An 18200-nucleotide genomic window follows, 5' to 3' on the forward strand; every position below is an offset into this window, starting at 1 on the left:
GCCGAGGTCCCCATGTCCATCGTTCGTCTTTCCAAGGTGGCTGCGACCTTCGCCTGCGGCCTGCTCGCCCTGTGCCTGGCGTTGCAGTTGTGGCAAGCCTACGTGCTGGCGCCCTGGACCCGCGACGGGCGGGTCAGCGCGCAGGTGATCCGCATCGCGCCGGAAGTCTCCGGCAGCGTCGAGGCGGTGTTCGTCGCAGATAACCAGCGCGTGGCCCGCGGCGATCCGCTGTACCGCATCGATCCGCGCAGCTATCGCCTGGCCGTGCGTCAGCGCGAGGCGGAGCTGGAGCAGGCGCGGGAAACCCTGCGCCAACGTGACGAGCAATGGCGCCGACGCATGCAGTTGGCCGGCGCGGTTTCGCGCGAGGAGGTCGCCAACGCCGGTCGCGCCCTGCGTATCGCCCGCGCCCGCGCCGAGGCCGCTGGGGCGGCGCTCGACCAGGCGCGGCTGGACCTGCGGCGCAGCGAGTTGCGCTCGCCGGTGGACGGCTATGTGACGCAGTTGCGCGTGCAGCCCGGCGATTACGCGGCGGCGGGCCGGACCAACATCTTCATCGTCGATCGGCGAAGCTTCTGGGTCACCGGCTATTTCGAGGAAACCAAGCTGCGCAATGTACAGGTCGGCGCGCCGGCGTCGATCAAGCTGATGGGGTTCGATCCGCTGCTCGACGGCCATGTCGCGAGCATCGGTCGCGGTGTCGCCGACCTCAACGAAAGCCGTGCCGACAGCGGCCTGCCGCAGGTCAGCCCGAACTTCAGCTGGATACGCCTGGCGCAGCGCGTGCCGGTGCGCATCGAACTCGACCGGGTACCGGCGGGCGTGGTGCTTGCCGCCGGCATGACCGGCAGTGTCGAGGTGCTGCAGGCGGGGACCGCGCGGCACTGGCGGCTGACCCGCTGGTTGCAGGAGTACCTTTGATGGCGGCGTCGGCGTCCGGCGGGCGCGATTGGTACGCGGCGTTGCCGTTGCCCTGGCGGACCGACAGCCTGGGCTACGTGCTGCGCAGCATCGGCGCTGCCGCTCTGGCGCTCGGCCTGGGACTCTACCTGCAACTGGATTCGCCGTTTTCCGCGGCGTCCACTGTGCTGTTGCTGATCAATCCGGTGCAGGGGGCGGTGGTCGGCAAGGGCTGGTGGCGCGCCGTGGGTACCCTGGTCGGCACGCTCGCTGCCTTCGTCCTGACCGCGCTGTTCGCCCAGAAGATGCTGCTGTTCGTCGTCGCCCTGGGTTTCTGGCTGGGTCTCTGCGTCGGCGTCATGAGCCTGGTCCGGCACTTCTACGCCACCGCCGCGGTGGTCGCCGGCTACACCGTGTGCCTGGCGCTGGGACCGGCCATGGTCGAGCCCGAGGCGGCCTTCGAGCACATCGTCACCCGCGCCTCGGCGGTAATCGTCGGGGTCTGCTGCCTGAGCCTGGTGACCGTGCTCTTCAGCCGCAGGACCGTGTCCGGGCGGGTGCGCCAGCGTCTCGTCTCGCTCTGCGCGGCGACGCTGGCGCTGGTCGCTGCGCGGCACGCCGGTGCGGCTGACGGGGGACTGGAGCGCCGTCGCCGGACGCTGGCCGGCGAGGTCTACGCGGTAGACGACCTGCTGGGCGTCGGTCGCGCCGAGTCGCGGGTGCTGAGCGCTGCGCTCCCGGCGATCCGCGGTGGCCTGGCGGCGCTGTTTTCCACGCTGATGGAGTTCCGCTTCGCCGGCGAGACGCATTGGGCCCGGCGCTTGGCGGAGCGCGGACTGGCGCTGCCGATGGCCGACGACCTGCGCCTGCTGGGCGGCCAACTGGAGCGCGGCGAGCTCGACTTCGCCGGCGCCGCGCGACGGCTCGCGAGCTTGCGCGGTCGCCTGGCGGCGATTCGGCGCGGACTTCCGACAGACCAAGCGGATGCCTGTCGCGAAGGGCTGTTCATGGAGCGTCTCGACGAGCAACTGGATGACCTGCAGGCCGCCCTGCGGGGGTTCGCCCGGCTCGACGGCCGGGCCCGCGCCGACGTCCGCCCAGCGGCCTTCCATCGACATTACCGCGAGGCCTTGCGCAACGGCGCGCGAGCCTGGCTGGCGATGCTGGTCGGCGGCGCCCTGTGGTTCCTCAGCGGGTGGGACCAGGGGCCGACCCTGCTGGCGGTGCTCGGCCCCTACTGCACGCTGCTGGCAGCCTCGCCCTTTCCCGCCGAGGGCACGCGCAATTTCATTCGCGGCACGCTCTGCGCGATACCTGCCGCATTGCTCTGCAAATTCCTTCTGCTACCGCTGATCAACGGCTTTCCATTGCTGCTGCTGTGCCTCGCCTTCTTCTGGTCGTTCGGTATCCAGGCCACCACAGTGCCCAGGCGGGCGTTGCAGGGAATCGCCTACCTGATCGCCTTCAACACCCTGGTCGCCACCGGCAATCTCGCCCGCTTCGATTTCGGCGACTTCGTCAACCAGTCCTGCGCCTGGGTGCTGGCGCTCTGCATCAGCCTGCTGGTCTACCGCCTGCTGCCGAAGGACCTGGAACGGCATTCGGCGTCGCTGCTCGACCATCTGCGCCGCGAGACCCTCGCCTTGCTGCGTCGTCGCGCCGGTTTCGACGCGCATGCCTGGCAGGCCCGCCAGCAGCATCGCATCGCCCAGCTGGGCGCGTTGCATGGCATGGAACATCCGCGCAGCGCGCTGGCCCTGCGCCTGGGCTTCGTATCCCTGCAACTCGGCCGCGAGTCGCGGCGCCTGTGGCGCGCCCTGGCCGGGCTCGACCCGGCCGCCGCGGAGGCGCGGTGGATCGAGCGCGCACTGCGAGCCATCGCCGTCCGCCATCGCGATCCGCCGCTCGCCGCGCGGCACGCACGCCGTGCCGGCGCCCGCCTGGCGGCCGCCGGCGAATGGCGCCTGGCCGCGATCCTCACCGACCTCGCCTGGTTGCTCCGGGCCTATTCGCAAAGCGTCTCGTCCGACGGGGCGCAGCATGGAGAAAAGACCTCATGAAAACCTCGTTCTTGCTGGCCTTGCTGCTGTCCTGCTGGTCCCAGGTCCAGGCGGCGGACGACGACGGGAAAGAGTTGCCGCCGATCGAGCGCTACGACTACGGCATGCCGCTGGACATCGAGCGGGTGCTTTCCGTCACGCCGGTGCCGGCCACCTGTGGCGTGGTGCCGCTGGTGATGCTCTATCGCGACAGCGCCGGACGCCTACATCGCTTGTAGTACCGAGGCCTTGGCGCGGGCTGTTCGCGGCACTGAGAAGCGGGCGCAGGCGCTGTCTCAGCGCGCCGCGCCTTCGATGATCGCCAGGACGTCGCCGATGGCGTGCTCCAGGTAGTCGCCCGCCTTGTACGCCGCAAGCGCCTGCGGACCGCCGTCGAGCACCGCCTGCGGCCGTTCGACGAAGCGTCCGAGCAGGTTGAACTCCTCGTCCAGCACCAGTACCAGCGGAATCGGGATTCGCTCCAGCGCCAGGCGCTGGCGCAGGTCGTCCTCGGCGCGGCCCTTGGAAATGATTGCCAGCTCGATATTCGGTTGCAGGCGCTGCGCGAAGTCCAGCGCGGCCAGGTTGATCTGGCAGTCCGGGCACCACATTTCCCCGGCGACCAGCAGGCGATAGCGCCGTTCGATGCGTTGCAGGCGTTCCGTCAGCGCGCTCGGCAGCCCGTTGCTTTCCAGCTTCTGCCGGAACCGCGCGACCGCGCCCTGTTCCGTGGCCAGGCCATGGCCGACGAAGGCGGCGAAGTCTTCTCCGATATCGAACAGTTCCGCGTAAGAGGCCATGCTGGTTTCGCTCCTGTGCTTGGGGAGGGATGGCGCGGCGGATATGCCAGGCAGTCGCGCCACGCCGGGGCGGCCAGGGTAGCGCGCTCGCCGCGTCGCGGCGAGCGCCGGCGTGCTTCGCCGGGTCTGGTCGTTAGCATGGCGCGGCTGGTAAAAAGACAGCGCCCCCACTGCCCGCCAAGGCCCGCCCGATGCTGATCGACCTGCCTTCCACCCGTCCGGTCTTCGCCTATGCCCAGGATTATCTCCACGGCGAGCGCGTCGAGCTGCACCGGCATTCGCGCGCGCAATTGATCCATGCGCTCAGCGGGGTGGTCACGGTCGGCACCGCCGAGGGCACCTGGGTGGTGCCGCCGGGACGCGGTGTCTGGTTGCCGGCCGGTATCGAGCATGCCCTGCGTTTCGCCGGCCAGGTGCGCATGCGCACCTTGTTCATCGCCCCGCAGGCGCGCCACGACCTGCCGCAGGATTGCCGGGTGGTGGACGTGCCGCCGTTGCTGCGGCAATTGATCGTCGCGGCGATGCGGATCGCCCCGGACTACCCGCCGGGCGGCCGCGACGAGCGGGTGATGGAGCTGATCCTCGATGAACTGCGGGTGCTGCCGATCCTCGCCCTGCACGTGCCGCAGCCGGTCGATCCGCGACTGGCGGCGCTGTGCCGCAGCCTGCGCGCCGAGCCGGCCGCCGACTGGAGCCTGGGCGATGCCGCGCGTCGCCTGGGCGTCAGCCCGCGGACCCTGACCCGCGCCTTCCAGCGCGAAACCGGTCTCAGCTTCGTCCAGTGGCTGCGGCGCATGCGCCTGCTCGCCAGCCTCGATGCGCTGGCGGCAGGGCATTCGATCCTCGAGGTCGCACTGGACCTCGGCTACGACAGCCAGAGCGCCTTCAGCGCCATGTTCCGCCGGACCCTGGGCGTTTCGCCGAGCCTCTACTTCGGCCGCGGCGCCGCCTACGGGGTGGCCGAGGGCGACTGAGTTCAGTCCTTCTGGCGCAGCATCAGCGAGGCCAGGGCGCAGGCCAGGAGCGCCACGCAGGAAAGGTAGAAGGCGTCGGAGTAGGCCATCAGGTAGGCCTGCTGGCGCACCCCGTGGTCGAGCAGGGCCAGCGCCTGCTGCTGCTCCGGCAGTTGTATCCGCACCTGGCCACCGCCCAGGCGCTGCTGCAGGGCGCCGTCGAAGATCGTCAGGGTCTCGCCGATCCGCTCGGAGTGGAAGCGCTCGCGCAGCGAGACCAGTTGCGTCAGCAGCGCGGTGCCGATCGCGCCGCCGAGGTTGCGCAGCATCGAGATCAGCGCCGAGGCCGAGCCGGCCTGGGCCTTGTCCAGGCCCTTCACCGCCAGTACCGAGAGCGCGACCATGATCAGCGGCTGGCCGATGCCGCGCACGATGATGGAGGGGATGATCACGTTGCGTCCCGCGTCGGCGTTCAGGTGCGCGCCCATCCAGCAGCCCAGGGCCATGATCGCGAAGCCGCCGGCCACCAGCAGCTTGGGGTTCAGCCAGCGCATCAGGCGCGGCAGCAGCGGCGCCAGGAGCAGTTGCACGAGGCCGTAGAGGATCAGGCTGTCGCCGATCTGCCGGGCGTTGAAACCCTGCAACTGGGACAGGTAGTTGGGCACCAGGAACACCAGGCCGAAGGTCGCCGCGCCGAACACCGCCATCGCCAGGCTGGACACGCCGAAGTTGTAGCTGCCCAGCAGGCGCAGGTTGATGAACGGCCGCGCGCCCCACAGTTGGCGCTGTACGAAGAGCAGCAGGGCGAGCACGGCGAGGACGGCGAAGGCGCGGATGAAGCCGGACTCGAACCAGTCGCGGCGGCCACCTTCCTCCAGCACGATCTGCAGCGCGCCGAGGCCGGCGACCATCGCGCCGATGCCGAGCCAGTCGGCCTGGCGCAGGCGTTCGCGGTCGCCGTCGCGGGGGCGGATCGACCAGGCCACCGCGGCCAGCAGGGCGATCCCCGGCAACAGTTGCAGGAGAAAGATCCAGCGCCAGGAATAGGCATCCGCCAGCCAGCCGCCGATCGACGGGCCGGCGGCCTGGGCCACGCTGTTGGAAAGGCTGAACAGCGCCATGCCGAGGGGTATCCGGCTGGACGGCAGCTCGGTGAGGATCAGTTGCATCGACAGCGGGATCAGCACCGCCCCCGAAGCCCCCTGGATCACCCGGATCAGGATTAGCGTCGACAGGTTCGGCGCCAGCGCGCAGCTCAGCGAACTGAGCAGGAACACCAGCGAGCCGAGGAGCATCACCCGGCGCAAGGAGAACACTTCCACCAGCCAGGCGGTGAGCGGGATCATGCTGATTTCCGCGACCAGGTAGGCGGTGGAGATCCACGAGCCCTCCTCGAAGGTGGCTCCCAGCGCGCCTTCTATCTCCGGCAGCGCCGCGCTGGTGACGTGCACGTTCATGCCGGCCATGAAGCAGCCGAACAGGCCGCCGGTGACGGCGACCCAGGCACGCAGCGATACCTTGTCGTCAGCGCTCATCGGCGGAGGCTCCGTCCGGTTCGCGAGTGTCCACGGTGGCGATCACCGACATCCCCGGAAGCAGCCGGCCCCGCTCGGCGGCGTCGGCGTCCAGGCGGATACGCACCGGGAAGCGCTGGACGATCTTGGTGAAGTTGCCGGTGGCGTTGTCCGGCGGCAGCAGCGCGAATACCGCGCCGGAGGCCGGCGCCACGCTGTCGACGCGGCCGCGCCAGCGGCGGCCGAACGTGTCCACCTCCAGTTCCACCGGTTGCCCGGGGCGGATGCGTTCGAGCTGGGTCTCCTTGTAGTTGGCCACCACGTAGGCCTGCTCCAGCGGCACCACCGCCAGCAGCGGCAGCCCCGGCGTGACGTACTGGCGCAGGCGCACCTTGCGCTGGCCGACGCGGCCGGCGAATGGGGCGCGGATCTCGGTATCGGCCAGGGCGTGGCGCGCCAGTTCGCGCGCCGCCGCGGCTTCCTCCAGCTCCGCCTGGCGCTGGGCGAGCGCCGCCTCCGCCTCGCGTCGCCGGCTCTTCAGCACGTCCCTGGCGGCGCGTTGGCGGCCTTCCTCGGCGCTTGCCCGCCGCGCCGCCGCCCGCGCTCGCTGGTGCACCGCGTCGGCATTCTCCAGGCGCTGGCGACTGGTGGCATGCTCGTCGGCCAGTTGCCGGTAGCGTCGCCAGTCGGTCTCGGCGCGGCGCCATTCGGCTCGCGCCGCTTCGCCATCGGCGCGGGCGCGGCTGATCGTCTGCGCCTGCTCCAGCCGTTGCCGGTCGAGGGTCTCCAGCTTCGCGCGCTGGGCTTCCAGCGCCGCCTGCGCCGCCGCTTCGCGGGCCTCGGCGGCGCGCAGGCGCTGGCGGAAGTCGCGCGGGTCCAGGCGCAGCAGCAGGTCGCCGGCCTGGACGTCGGCGTCGTCGGCCACCAGCACCTCGGCGACGTAGCCGGAGACCTGCGCGCTGACCGCCACCCAGTCGGCGCGTACATAGGCATCGTCGGTGCCCTCCAGGAAGCGTCCGCTGCTCCACCACCAGGCCAGCAGGGCGGCGAGCGCGATGGTGCCGGCGAGGGCGCCCAGCAGCCAGGTTCGGCGTCGGCGCGTGGCTGCTGGCATGGTTTCGCCAGTGGTGTGTTCGATGGGTTCCCTGATTGCCTGGTTCATTGTCCGTTTTCCTGGTGGGAGGGGCTGGGAGCGGCTTGCCAGCCGCCGCCGAGGGCCCGGAACAGTTCGACCTGGCGCTCGGCGACGCGCATCTCGGCGTCGACCAGGCGCGCCCGGTCGGCGACCAGGCTGCGTTGGCTGTCGAGCAGCTCGAGGGCATCGAGGGCGCCGGCGCGATAGTTGCTGCGCGCCAACCGGTAGGCGTGGCGCTGTTCGTCGAGGGCGCGCTGGAGGTCGGCACGCCGCTGGCGCTCGCCGGCATACAGCGCCAGGGCACGCTCGACCTCGCGCAGGGCGCCGAGCACCGCTCCGTCGAAGCGCGCCAGGGCGGCGTCGCGCTCTGCTGCGGCGCTGTCCAGGCGGCCTCGCGCGCTTTCCCGGTTGGGGAAGCGCCAGCTCAGTAGCGGGCCGGCCGCGTAGGCCAGCGCGCCGCTGGCGCCGAGGCCGGCGAGGGTCGCTGCGGAGGTTTCGGCGCCGACGGCGAAGCTGATGCGCGGGTACAGCTCGGCTTCGGCCAGCGCGCGCCGGGCATCGGCGGCGGCGAGCCGGCGCTCGGCCGCGCGGATGTCCGGGCGGCGCGCCAGCAGGCTCCAGCCGTCGCCGGTGGGCAGGGCACGGCGCAGTTGCGGTATGCCGGCGCAGGTCGCGGCAGGAGCGTCCAACTGGCGCGGCGAGCGCCCGCTGAGCAGCGCCAGTTCGTAGAGTGCCGCGCGCCGCCGCGCCTCGAGCATCGGCAGCGCGGCGCGGGTCCGCTCGCGCAAGGCCAGCAGCCGGCGTCGCTGCAGCTCGCTGGAAAGGCCGGCGGCGAGCTGGCGTTCGCTCAGCGCCAGGCTCGCGTCGAGCAGGCCGACCGATCGGCGTTGTACCTCTGCCCGTCGCGCCAGGGCGCAGGCGCGGACGTAGGCGAGGGTGGTCTGGCTGGCCACGCTGACCCTGAGCAGGTCGCGCGCCGCTTGCGCCGCTTCGGCATCCGCCTTCGCCGCGGCGATGCGGGCGCGGACTTCGCCCCACAGGTCCAGCTGGTAGGACAGGTCGAGGCGGGCGGTGTGTTTCCACTGGCTGCGTACGTCCTCGTCGGTGGCTTCGGCGAGGGTCTGGTCGTCGCCGTCGCGCCCATACTGGTAGCCATAGCCGACCTCGGTCCGTGGCCAGCGTTCGCCCTGTGCGCCGCGCAGATGGCCGAGGAGCGCGCGGGCATGGGCATCGGCTGCGGCCAGGTCGCGGTTGTGGCGCAGCGCGGCGGCCACCAGGTGGTTCAGCCCAGGGTCCTGGTAGAGCGTCCACCACTGGGCGGGCAGCGCGTCGCCGCGGGTTCCCGCCACCCTCGACAGGCCAGGGTCGAGGCTTTCCGCGCGTGGCGCGGGTTGGTTGCGGTTCGCGCAGCCCAGCGCGGTGGAGATCCCCAGCGCCAGCGCCACGCAACGCAGATGACTGGCAAGCGGCATTGCCCTGCTCCCGTGTCTGAAAGAGCGGGGAACGGTAAGGCAGGCGCGGGCGGCCTGCGCCGGCAAAAGCGCCAGTCATCGTCGCGAAATGGACAGTCGGCGGATCTTCAACGTTGCCGCATCAGGTACGGGCCAGCAGCCCGGCCGGGAGGGCCAGCAGGGAGATGCGGTGGATCTGCCGGGAGCAGCGGTTCACCCCGCCTTCGGCGAGGCGCAGGCGCTGGAACAACTGGCGGACTAGCCTGCGCCTCGGCGTGGCCGGGGCCCGCCTTCAACCTGAACGAAGCGTTTCGCCAGGCGGTCGGAACAACAGGTCCCCGTTCCGGAAGCCGAGTCCATGCCGCTGCGCCGTGCCGTTTTCGCCATCCTTTTCGCGTCCCTGGGCAGTCCTTTGGTAGCCGCCGAAACACCCCTGCGCCTGGAGCGCCTGGAGCGCTGCGGCGATCTCCTGGCCAGCGAGCGGCAGGAGTGGTGCCTGCGCGTGCGCGGCCTGGGCGCCGGCCTGCCGCGCCTGTTGCTGGACGGCCGCGAACTGCCGGCCACCGCCCTGCGGCGCGAGGGCGACGGCCTGCGGCTCCGCCTGGACCGCCGTGGCCACGCCAGCGGTCCGCTTTGGCTGGAGCAGGGCGGGCGCAGCAGCAATCCGGTATGGCTGACCCTGAACGGCAGCCATGTGCTCGCCGCCGGTCCCGACGAGGTGGCGAAGAACATGGATGGCCTGACCACCTACGTCGACCTGGTCAGCCTGTTGATCGAGGAGAACCACGACGGTCGCCGGGAGGCCGAACGCCTGGCCGATAAATATGGCGCGCGGGTGGTCGGCGCGATCCCGCCGTTGAACCTCTACCAGTTGCGCCTGCCGGCGCGCGACCTCGTCCAGCGCGACGCGCTGGTCCTCCGCATCGGCAGCGAGACCAGCGTGGACGCCGTGGTGGTGGAGGAGTCCGCGCCGGAGAAGGGCGAGGAAACCGAGGCGGCGCGCCGGCCCGTGGACAAGCCGGACAGCGACTCCGACGAGTGGGCGGCCAATCGTTTCATGGACGCGGTGAACTATTACCAGCGTCGGGTCCGCGCCCGCCAGGCCCCGCTGGAGACCCGCCCGGTGCGCATCGGGGTGATCGAGCGCGACGTCGACTTCGACGCCCCCGACTTCGCCGACTACCTCGGTCCCTGCAAGGCGCCCGCGCCGCGTACCTGCCTCTACGCGCGCGATGCCGAACGTCCCGACAACCACGGTTCGACGGTCGCCGGCATCCTCGCCGCGCGCTGGGACCAGGGCGGCAACAGTGGCTTCCTGCGTGGGCTGGACCGCGCCAGCCAGGGTTTCGAAGTGATCGTCGAGCGCAATTCGGACGCTGGCATCACGGCCAACGTCGCCGCCTCGGTGAACCTGGTGGAGGATGGCGTGCGGGTGCTCAACTGGAGCTGGGGCATCCACCGCGTCGGCGCTCGCGACGTCGACGGCGACGAGGTGGATTCGCTGGTGCGCTCGGGGATCGCCATGAGCGGCTACGAGGAGTTGCTCGAGGAATTCTTCCTCTGGCTGCGCAAGGAGCATCCGGACGTGCTGGTGGTCAACTCCGCCGGCAACGGCTCGTCCTACTCCGGTACCGACGAATACCGCCTGCCGTCCTCCTTCGTCACCGAGCAGTTGCTGGTGGTGGGCGGCCACCAGCGCAGCGAGCGCCAAGGCCTGGCGGTGGACGACCCGGCCTACGCGGTCAAGCGCAGCACCTCGAACGTCGACATGCGGGTGGATGTCACCGCCGCCGCCTGTACCCATGCCTCGACCCTGGAGCGGGACGCGCGGGGCGAGGTGCACTGCGGCACCTCCTATGCCACGCCGATGGTCGCCGGCACGGTCGCCGCCATGCTTTCCCTCAACCCGCGGCTGCGACCCGAGGAGATCCGCATGCTGCTCCGGCGCAGCGCCATGACCATCGGCGGCGACTACGATTTCGAGCCGGCCGATGCCGAGGACCTCACCGCACCGATCCTGCCCTCGGAGCGCGGCTACCGCCTGGACCACCGCGACGTCGGCCGCTCGGCGCGGCTGGACATGCAGAAAGCCCTGGACCTGGCGGTGAAGAGCCGCGAGCGGGTGCGCTGAGGCGTTCCGCCGGCCCGGGGCCTCACGGCGAGGCTTCCAGCAGCCGGGCGAGGCGTTCGGCGAGTTCGTTGTGGCGGAACGGCTTGGTCAACACCTCGAAGCCGTTGAGTTGCTCGGGCCTGAGGTTGGCGTAGCCGGTGATGACCAGCACCGGCAATTGTGGGAAGCGCTGGCGCAGTTCCTCGGCAAGCTGCACGCCGGTCTTGTCGGCCATGAGATGGTCGGTGACCAGCAGGTCGGGCGCCAGGCCGCGCTCGACCTCGCCCAGGGCTTCCTCCGCCGACGCCGCCTCGCTGACCTGGTAGCCGAGATCGCCGAGCAGCAGCGCGGTGGTGTAGCGCACCATCCTGTCGTCGTCGACCAGCAGCACGTGGGTCGGCCGCAACGCTTCCGGTGCGTCCGGGCAGCTTTCTGCGGTGGATTGCGTCTGCTCCGCGGTGATCGGCAGCCAGATGCTCACCCGGGTCCCCTTGCCGATCTCCGAGTGGATCCCCAGGCCGCCGCCGGACTGGGCGACCAGGCCCTGGACCATCGACAGGCCGAGGCCGGTGCCCTTGCCCACGCCCTTGGTGGAAAAGAACGGCTCCATGCAGCGGGCCAGCACCTCGGCGGGCATGCCTCCGCCGTTGTCGGCGACTTCCAGGCACACGTAGCGGCCGGCGCCGAGACCGTCCACCGCGCCGTCGATCACCAGGTCGGTCCGCGCGCCTATTTCCAGGCGGCCGCCTTCGCCCATGGCGTCGCGGGCGTTCACCGCGAGGTTGAGGATGGCCAGTTCGAACTGGTGCGGATCCACCACCACCGCCGGCAGGCGTTCCGGGATCTCGATGCGGACCTCGATGGTCGGGCCGAGCGAGCGCTCGATCAGGTCGTGCATGCCTTCGACCAGCTCGCGCAGGGCCACCGCCTGCGGCTTGAGGGTTTGCCGGCGGGCGAAGGTGAGCAGGCGACCGACGAGGTTCCGCGCCCGTTCGGCGGACTGTAGCGCGCCGTCGATGAGGTCGGTGGAGCGGGCGTCGTCGAGCCGCCGGCGGATCAGTTCCAGCGAGGCCATGATCGGCGTCAGCAGGTTGTTGAAGTCATGGGCGATGCCGCCGGTCAACTGGCCGACCATCTCCATCTTGCGTGCCTCGTGAAGCTGCGCCAGGGCGCTTTCGCGCTGGGCGAGCATGGTCGCGACACGTTCTTCCAGGCTTTCGTTGAGTTCGCGCAGCTCGTTCTCGGCGCGTACCCGCGCGCTGATGTCCATGCACACGCAGAGCAGGCCGCTGGCGGCATGCTGCTCGTCCACCAGCGGCGTGACCTGGTTCTGCACCCACACCGTATCGCCGTCGGGGCGAACGTAGCGGCCGCTCATCTCGAACGCCGCGCCGGTCGCTCCGCCTGGCGCCGCGGGGAGGGCGAAGTCGGCGGGGTCGAGGATGTCCTGCATGCGCAGGCCGAGCAGGGTCTCGCGCGAACGGCCGGCGATCTCGCAGTAGCGATCGTTGACCCGGGTGAAGCGCCAGTTCCGGTCGCATACCGCGATGCCCGCGCTGGCCTGGTCGAACATCGCCGCCAGTTGCGCGGAACTGGTGCGCAGCGCCAGCTCCGCGCGGGCATGGGTGAGCGAGGTCCAGGCCAGCTTGGCGGCTTCCTCCGCCAGGCGGCGCGAATCTTCGCCGAGGGCCTGCGGATGGGCGAAGTGGATCGCCAGCAGCGCCTCCAGCCGGCCGTGGCGCAGCACCGGGACGTGCAGCGTGGCGCCCAGCCCCAGGCGCGCGCGGCTCGCCGCCTCGTCGAGACTCATGCCGCGCTCCCCGGCGAGGTCTTCCCGCGCCACGCTGCGTCCGGCATGCAGTTCGCCGGACAGGGTGGCGCCGAACGCCAGGTAGCGATGCCGACCGACCGCCGAGCGGCCGTCGTGGAGATAGTCGCGATGGACCTGGAAGGTCATGCCGTCGCCGTTGTCCTCGCCGAAGAATATCCGCGACGCGCCCAGCTCCTCGCCGAGCCGGCGCAGGGCGGTGGCTTCGATCTCCAGGGGATCGGCCAGGGACGGCAGGGTCTGGCCCAGTTCCAGGAGGAACGCCTGGCGGCGTTCGAAACGCACCCGCTCGGTGGTCTCGGTGACGATGCACAGCACGCCGCCGACGGAACCGTCGGTTTCCCGCACCGCCGAATAGGACACGTCGAAATAGACCGTCTCGCCGCGCCCGTGGCGTTCGATGTAGAAGGGCCGATCCTTTGCCGCGAAGGTCTCGCCGGTCTCGTACACCCCGCGCAGCAGCGGTTCGAGGTCATCCCACAGCTCCCGCCAGTTCTCTATCGCCGGCCGACCGAGGGCGCGCGGATGCTTGTCGCCGATGCTCGGCGCGTAGGCATCGTTGTACAGGGCGACGAATTCCGCGCCCCAGAACAGCACGATCTGCGCCTTGGCCGGCAGCAGCGTGGCCATCGTCGTCTTCAGGCTCGCCGACCAGGCGTCCGGCGGGCCGAGGGGCGAACTGGCCGCGTCGAGGCTGAGCAACAGTTTCCCGACCGCTCCTCCGTTGGCCAGGAAGGCCGGTGGATGGTCGAGGGTGTTCGGGTCCGGTTCGATGGTGAAAGGCTGTGCCATGTCTGCGGAGTCTTGCTCGGTTCCGGTTGAGGTGGTGGGTTGCATGGAATATAGGAGGGCGGTGGGTGCGCTTGCGTTCAATCAGCTTGGGGGACCGCGGGATCCCGATGCGGGTAGGTTTCGAATGGTCCCGAGGGAGCTGCCGGATTAGGCTGTGGGATGAGTACGGCCCTCATTTCCAGGAGCGGCGCGAGGGCCGCTTGGCCCGGTGGAATTTTGCTGTTGTTTTTCTTTTTTTAAAACAATGGGATACGGTAAGGGTGTTCCCCACGGGTGTGGGGATGAACCGCGCGTCATCCCGCGGTTCAGAGCACCAACAAAAACGCCGGCGCGAGGGCCGGCGTTAGGGAGAATCTGCAGCAGTTGCTGCTCAGTGATAGGCATGCATGCTCCTTGTTCTGATCAATGACTGTTCACGAAAGGACCGCTATCATTCGCGCCTGTTTTACACCTAGAGAAGGATCCGCAATGCATAGCAAGAGCCTGAAATACAGGCCTGACATAGACGGACTACGCGCCATCGCAGTTATTCTTGTTCTCCTATTCCACTTCGACCTTGGCGTCGGCGGTGGATTTATAGGGGTTGACGTATTCTTTGTAATATCCGGATATTTGATAACAGAAGTAATACGGAAAGGCGTTTTACAAGGTACATTCTCCTTCACATCTTTCTTTGCAAGACGATTGCTTAGGCTGCACCCCGCGCTAATAGTGACGGTGGCTGCTTGCCTAGCCATTGGATATCTTCTATTTGACCCGGCGTCATTTTCAAACCTTGCAAAGTCAGGGCAGTACGCGCTATTTTCAGCATCGAACATTTATTTCTGGATTAATCAGGATTATTTTGACCCGTCAGCTCATACGCAACCCTTATTGCACACATGGTCCCTAGCTGCTGAATGGCAATTTTATTTGGTGTGGCCATTCGTCGTATGGGCCTCCCTGAAAGTATCAGAGCGTTTCTTTGTTGCCGTTCTTTCATTACTTACAGCAGGATCCCTAGTAGCATCGCAGATTTGGCTAAGTCACGACTCTTCGGCAGCATATTTTCTAATCCCTTTTAGGGTTTTCGAACTTTCCGCAGGGGCGCTTGTCGTCTACTTGGAGCACCATAAAAAAACCGGATCGCAAGCATCTGTTATATTCTTCATTGGACTCGCTTTAATAATAATGCCGGCGCTGTTGCTCGACTCTTCCTCACCATTCCCTGGGTTCAGGGCTGCTCTGCCGTGCCTTGGAGCTATTATCTGCATATATTCAGGAGAGTCGACGGCTGCCGCAATTCTGCGCATGCGACCTGTAGTATACGTAGGGCTAATATCTTACTCTGTATACCTAGTCCACTGGCCTTTAAACGTTTTCTATAAATATTACATGTTCAGAGGCATAGTGGTTTCTGAAAAAATCTCCCTTCTTGTAACTTCGTTAATACTTGGTGCGCTTCTTCATCATTTGATAGAGAAGAGGTTCATCACAAAGGTCAGATCACTTAGAGTTGCGGGATATGGAGCAATAGCTTTTACAGTTGTCGGGTGTTTCTATAGTGCAAAAGCGGTAATCAATAATAACGGACTTCCTCAGAGAATACCAGAATCATACAGGTCGCTTGTGGAAAACCCGGCTGAATACCACAAGTTAAACTATGGTGGATACGGATTTCCGCTAGAGGCTTTTCTGGGTGACAAAAAAGGTGAAGCATTAGCGATAATAACTGGGGATAGCTTCGCCCTTCAGTACGCTACTGGTCTAGACAAAGCTCTTCGTAAAGACGGCTCATACATGCTTGGATTCTTTAGGCATGGATGCGTGATCTCTGGGGAGTACACACGTATCCTCAATGGAGTCCCTAGAAACGACTGCAAAGCCACATACAATAACGTGATTAACGCTCTTCAAGGAAACAATCTACCACTAATTATTTCTCAATCCTGGGGTGGATATAGTGGTCAGATATCAAATAGAAATGGGGAGAATGTCGAATTAAAAGGAGCCTCGAGAAGAGACATAATAATCGATTGGCTTGAAAAAATCAGAGAGGACATAGGGGGTCGAGACTTATACATCGTTGGCGGTCAGCCATTTAAGTCAAACAGCTTAGACACAGCTTCATGCCTAATGCGCCCGTCCTACATACATCAGAGATGCGAAAGCATTATCTCGTATAGAAAGTCAGACTCGAAATCAGAAGAAACAAATTCAATATTGATTGAGTTTGCAAGAAAACACAAAAAAACGCACTTCATAGATGTATCACCCTCTCTCTGCAGCAACGGTTCATGCACTCCGTTCAGGGACGGGAAAATACTATACTCAGACCCTACCCACTTATCGAAGGAAGGGTCTGACATAGCGAGTTTAGAGATAGTAAAAAGCCTAAACAAGAAAACATGGCCGCGATAGCGGCCATGCTCTACCTAACATCATAAGCAAAGCGCATCCATATGATATCCCCGGCAGCTCAAGCCATCGGGAATCCGTTCCTTACCTACTGACCACCACCCACAAACAGAGTAATATATTTAAGGCCTGCACCAATTTTCCCCCACGCTGCGAAGTCAACACCGGAACTAACATCAGAAACTCTCACCGGGAACCCCGACTGCGTATACTCAATATGACCAGGAAATGGTAAGGAAGATCATATGCAGACGATCCGTCTCCATATGTTGTTGTCGAGCCAGAAACGAACTGAATGTTTACGAAACGCTCATGTCCAGCGCGAGTATAGTTCCCAGTGATGGTTCCATTCCCGATCGATGGTGCAGTTGTAGCCTGAGTCCACACTGGTGTATATATTCTCCACTGAACATGCACAGAGTTGTATCTACTGTTATTCTGATTTTCAACCAGACTGGGAACAGTACACGACGATCCAATATTGATTCCCTGAGCATTCTCCAAGGCTACCGGTCCAGCGAACGCGACACCATCGAGGGTGTGATCGAAGCCTCGGAGTGTTGTTGTCTCTCCTAAATTCGCACATCGTCCACTCGAGAGATGGAATAGCGTTGACGTCGGATCAAATCGCAGTTCACGTATATAGAAGCGAGTCATTGAACTGCCATTTCCTGCGTCTGGCCCGAGCGCGAAATTAGCTCCGGAGAGCCAGATTCCACGGAGAAATCTCGGGTGTGGAGCAGTATCGCCGGCGATCGCAATACCAGCATATAGGGACGTATCAGTAGGTATCTCTCGAACGTGTGTATATGTTCGCTCCACAGCCGGCGTTCTGCTCAAAATACGTGGGTTCGCCGCCCATATTGATCGCTCGGCAGCGCTCGATCGTTTGGCTGAAGCCCGCGGGGATGTGGAATCCCTTACCACCGAAATTTTGGCCATCCCCCTCTAGGTTGGTGTGAATGACCGTTTCGAGAGAGGCGACATCGATCATATCAATGTCCGCTCCCTTACGAATCGCCGTCCCTCGCTGCCCTCCGCGCCCATACCACTTCTGGTTCGAAAGCTGCACCAGCTTTCGGGTGATTATGAAGTCAGGGACGTCAAAGAACACCTCTCCAACGAGCGGTCGACCTGGGCAACCAGCAGACTCTGGTCGGTGGTCCAGTTCCCGCTCGGCTCGAAAGGGAAATCTGCTGGCCGCTTAACGCTGTAGAGATTCCCGTCGCGCTGGATCAGTTGGGTCGGGCGATCAACAATCAGCGGAGAGCCGTCGACATACTCAAGGAAGCCTGGTTCGAATCCTTGAGCATCCAGCCAGTCTTAGAACTGTTCCGCATATCCTTTCATCGTTGGGCGCATAACGCCGAAACGATCACTCCACGTGGTGTTTACTCGGTCGTTCATCGCCGCGTCGAAGTTCTCGGCGTTATCGTACAGATCAGGCGGGTCTTTGGAGCCAAGCGGGTTACCGGTGGCGTATGTAGTCATGCAAGTTCTCCGGGCATGAGAAAGCCCACTCTATGGCGGGTTATGGTTTTCGTGTGGTGTTCCCCACATGCGTGGGGATGAACCGTAGAAGTACGCTCGCGCAGCGGCATGGATAGAGCAGTCCCATAGGGCGAACGACGCCACCGGCGTCATTCGCCATGGCCGGGTCAACCGGAACGTCGAGCGGCTACCAGGCGCTGCTGCAGGCGCGTCAGGAAGGCCACTTCGAAGGCGGTCTTCTGCATCGGTGTGGGCAGGCTGTCGCGGCCGAACGCGAAGGCGGTCCAGAGCTGGCCTTCGATCTGGTCGGCAAGCCAGTTCTCGGCCTGGCGGACGCCCTTGTCGATGGCGGGCTGGGCGGGAACCGGCCAGAGCAGGGAGAGACCGGGTTGCCGGTCGGCGGGGGGAATCTCGACCATCAGGTCCTTGTAGCGTTCGATGATTGCGTCGACGTGGGTCTTTTCCTTTTCATCCTTCGTCATGCTGGGTACTCCGTTTCTGAGAGTCACATGACCTGCCGCCTTCGCTGTCAATCGATGGAGGCAGGATCGCGCAGGGTTGACAGACCGGGAAACGGAACCGGCAGACCACGAGGGTCTCCCCACGCGATCCGCCATGAAGGCCCGCAGTTGGAAAACTGCGGTCGAGCCGATGCCTGCAAAAGCATTCGCTGCTTTCGCATGCACCGCTCGGCGCATCGCGCCGTCTCTTCGGGCTGTCAAACCCGGTCACGGATTTGGCCGTGACGGGCGCAGGATAGGGGCAGGCAAGGCGGGGAGCAAGGGCGGGA

At 65.9% G+C, this 18200-nt stretch carries 14 protein-coding genes and 1 pseudogene; 6 read left to right on the plus strand and 9 right to left on the minus strand.

Translation table 11 applies throughout. The features are described from left to right. Nucleotides 1-12: 12 nt before the first annotated feature. From AC4OR5_RS13015 to AC4OR5_RS13025, 3 genes are read left to right on the plus strand one after another with little or no spacing between them, the layout of a single operon-like run. Nucleotides 13-921 carry an efflux RND transporter periplasmic adaptor subunit gene (locus AC4OR5_RS13015; RefSeq protein WP_058160315.1) on the plus strand — a complete coding sequence of 303 codons (909 nt, stop codon included), beginning with the start codon at nt 13-15 and terminating at the stop codon, nt 919-921. Further along, entirely contained in the window at nt 921-2960 is a 2040-nt protein-coding gene (locus AC4OR5_RS13020; RefSeq protein WP_058160316.1) for an FUSC family protein, read from the plus strand. The genes AC4OR5_RS13015 and AC4OR5_RS13020 overlap by 1 nt, the downstream gene beginning before the upstream one ends. Further along, a complete protein-coding gene (locus tag AC4OR5_RS13025; protein ID WP_058160317.1) occupies nt 2957-3178 on the plus strand; it encodes a DUF2790 domain-containing protein in 222 nt (73 codons plus the stop codon). Before AC4OR5_RS13020 ends, AC4OR5_RS13025 begins: the two co-directional genes overlap by 4 nt. A gap of 57 nt (nt 3179-3235) precedes the next feature. On the opposite strand, the gene AC4OR5_RS13030 is transcribed toward AC4OR5_RS13025, so the two are convergent. Next, on the minus strand, nt 3236-3739 hold the full coding sequence (locus tag AC4OR5_RS13030) for a thioredoxin family protein (protein ID WP_003086710.1): 504 nt from the start codon (nt 3737-3739) through the stop codon (nt 3236-3238). A 191-nt stretch (nt 3740-3930) separates the two neighbouring features. Here AC4OR5_RS13030 and AC4OR5_RS13035 point away from each other — a divergent pair, with 191 nt between their 5' ends. Beyond that, a complete protein-coding gene (locus tag AC4OR5_RS13035) occupies nt 3931-4713 on the plus strand; it encodes an AraC family transcriptional regulator (RefSeq protein ID WP_003086711.1) in 783 nt (260 codons plus the stop codon). 2 nt (nt 4714-4715) lie between these two features. On the opposite strand, the gene AC4OR5_RS13040 is transcribed toward AC4OR5_RS13035, so the two are convergent. Genes AC4OR5_RS13040 through AC4OR5_RS13050 form a run of 3 tightly spaced genes read right to left on the minus strand, consistent with a single transcriptional unit; the run spans nt 4716 to nt 8813 of the window. After that, nucleotides 4716-6227 (minus strand): MDR family MFS transporter, encoded by a 1512-nt coding sequence (locus AC4OR5_RS13040; protein ID WP_058160318.1) that lies wholly within the window; start codon nt 6225-6227, stop codon nt 4716-4718. Next, a complete protein-coding gene (locus AC4OR5_RS13045) occupies nt 6217-7368 on the minus strand; it encodes an HlyD family secretion protein (RefSeq protein ID WP_034024437.1) in 1152 nt (383 codons plus the stop codon). The genes AC4OR5_RS13040 and AC4OR5_RS13045 overlap by 11 nt, the downstream gene beginning before the upstream one ends. Then, entirely contained in the window at nt 7365-8813 is a 1449-nt protein-coding gene (locus AC4OR5_RS13050; protein WP_058160319.1) for an efflux transporter outer membrane subunit, read from the minus strand. The genes AC4OR5_RS13045 and AC4OR5_RS13050 overlap by 4 nt, the downstream gene beginning before the upstream one ends. Nucleotides 8814-9150: 337 nt before the next feature. Here AC4OR5_RS13050 and AC4OR5_RS13055 point away from each other — a divergent pair, with 337 nt between their 5' ends. Further along, a complete protein-coding gene (locus AC4OR5_RS13055) occupies nt 9151-10923 on the plus strand; it encodes a S8/S53 family peptidase (protein ID WP_003086721.1) in 1773 nt (590 codons plus the stop codon). A gap of 22 nt (nt 10924-10945) precedes the next feature. On the opposite strand, the gene AC4OR5_RS13060 is transcribed toward AC4OR5_RS13055, so the two are convergent. Next, nucleotides 10946-13522, minus strand: coding sequence for a PAS domain-containing protein (locus AC4OR5_RS13060; protein ID WP_023109052.1), 2577 nt, complete (start codon nt 13520-13522; stop codon nt 10946-10948). A gap of 288 nt (nt 13523-13810) precedes the next feature. Then, a pseudogene (locus AC4OR5_RS13065) lies at nt 13811-13906 on the minus strand (glycoside hydrolase family 19 protein); the annotation flags it as partial. Nucleotides 13907-13990: 84 nt separating this feature from the next. Between AC4OR5_RS13065 and AC4OR5_RS13070 the strand changes: the two are divergent. Then, complete coding sequence (locus AC4OR5_RS13070; RefSeq protein ID WP_158147677.1) at nt 13991-15922, plus strand: acyltransferase family protein; 1932 nt, start codon at nt 13991-13993, stop codon at nt 15920-15922. A 778-nt stretch (nt 15923-16700) separates the two neighbouring features. Here the strand turns inward: AC4OR5_RS13070 and AC4OR5_RS13075 are convergent. From AC4OR5_RS13075 to AC4OR5_RS13085, 3 genes are all read right to left on the minus strand, one after another. After that, nucleotides 16701-16913 carry a hypothetical protein gene (locus tag AC4OR5_RS13075; protein WP_079992435.1) on the minus strand — a complete coding sequence of 71 codons (213 nt, stop codon included), beginning with the start codon at nt 16911-16913 and terminating at the stop codon, nt 16701-16703. Between the two features lie 329 nt (nt 16914-17242). Then, a complete protein-coding gene (locus AC4OR5_RS13080; RefSeq protein ID WP_003449350.1) occupies nt 17243-17410 on the minus strand; it encodes a hypothetical protein in 168 nt (55 codons plus the stop codon). 167 nt (nt 17411-17577) lie between these two features. Next, nucleotides 17578-17892, minus strand: coding sequence for a LasR-specific antiactivator QslA (locus AC4OR5_RS13085; protein WP_003086723.1), 315 nt, complete (start codon nt 17890-17892; stop codon nt 17578-17580). Nucleotides 17893-18200: the final 308 nt, after the last annotated feature.

The organism is Pseudomonas sp. YA1, assembly GCF_058680555.1.

Excerpts from the sequence above, each read along its gene's own strand:
- AC4OR5_RS13050 (WP_058160319.1), bottom strand. The coding sequence starts at position 8,813 with ATGCCGCTTGCCAGTCATCTGCGTTGCGTGGCGCTGGCGCTGGGGATC.
- AC4OR5_RS13070 (WP_158147677.1), top strand. The coding sequence starts at position 13,991 with ATGCATAGCAAGAGCCTGAAATACAGGCCTGACATAGACGGACTACGC.
- AC4OR5_RS13080 (WP_003449350.1), bottom strand. The coding sequence starts at position 17,410 with ATGACTACATACGCCACCGGTAACCCGCTTGGCTCCAAAGACCCGCCT.
- AC4OR5_RS13020 (WP_058160316.1), top strand. The coding sequence starts at position 921 with ATGGCGGCGTCGGCGTCCGGCGGGCGCGATTGGTACGCGGCGTTGCCG.
- AC4OR5_RS13060 (WP_023109052.1), bottom strand. The coding sequence starts at position 13,522 with ATGGCACAGCCTTTCACCATCGAACCGGACCCGAACACCCTCGACCAT.
- AC4OR5_RS13015 (WP_058160315.1), top strand. The coding sequence starts at position 13 with ATGTCCATCGTTCGTCTTTCCAAGGTGGCTGCGACCTTCGCCTGCGGC.
- AC4OR5_RS13045 (WP_034024437.1), bottom strand. The coding sequence starts at position 7,368 with ATGAACCAGGCAATCAGGGAACCCATCGAACACACCACTGGCGAAACC.
- AC4OR5_RS13025 (WP_058160317.1), top strand. The coding sequence starts at position 2,957 with ATGAAAACCTCGTTCTTGCTGGCCTTGCTGCTGTCCTGCTGGTCCCAG.
- AC4OR5_RS13040 (WP_058160318.1), bottom strand. The coding sequence starts at position 6,227 with ATGAGCGCTGACGACAAGGTATCGCTGCGTGCCTGGGTCGCCGTCACC.
- AC4OR5_RS13075 (WP_079992435.1), bottom strand. The coding sequence starts at position 16,913 with ATGATCGATGTCGCCTCTCTCGAAACGGTCATTCACACCAACCTAGAG.
- AC4OR5_RS13030 (WP_003086710.1), bottom strand. The coding sequence starts at position 3,739 with ATGGCCTCTTACGCGGAACTGTTCGATATCGGAGAAGACTTCGCCGCC.
- AC4OR5_RS13035 (WP_003086711.1), top strand. The coding sequence starts at position 3,931 with ATGCTGATCGACCTGCCTTCCACCCGTCCGGTCTTCGCCTATGCCCAG.
- AC4OR5_RS13055 (WP_003086721.1), top strand. The coding sequence starts at position 9,151 with ATGCCGCTGCGCCGTGCCGTTTTCGCCATCCTTTTCGCGTCCCTGGGC.
- AC4OR5_RS13085 (WP_003086723.1), bottom strand. The coding sequence starts at position 17,892 with ATGACGAAGGATGAAAAGGAAAAGACCCACGTCGACGCAATCATCGAA.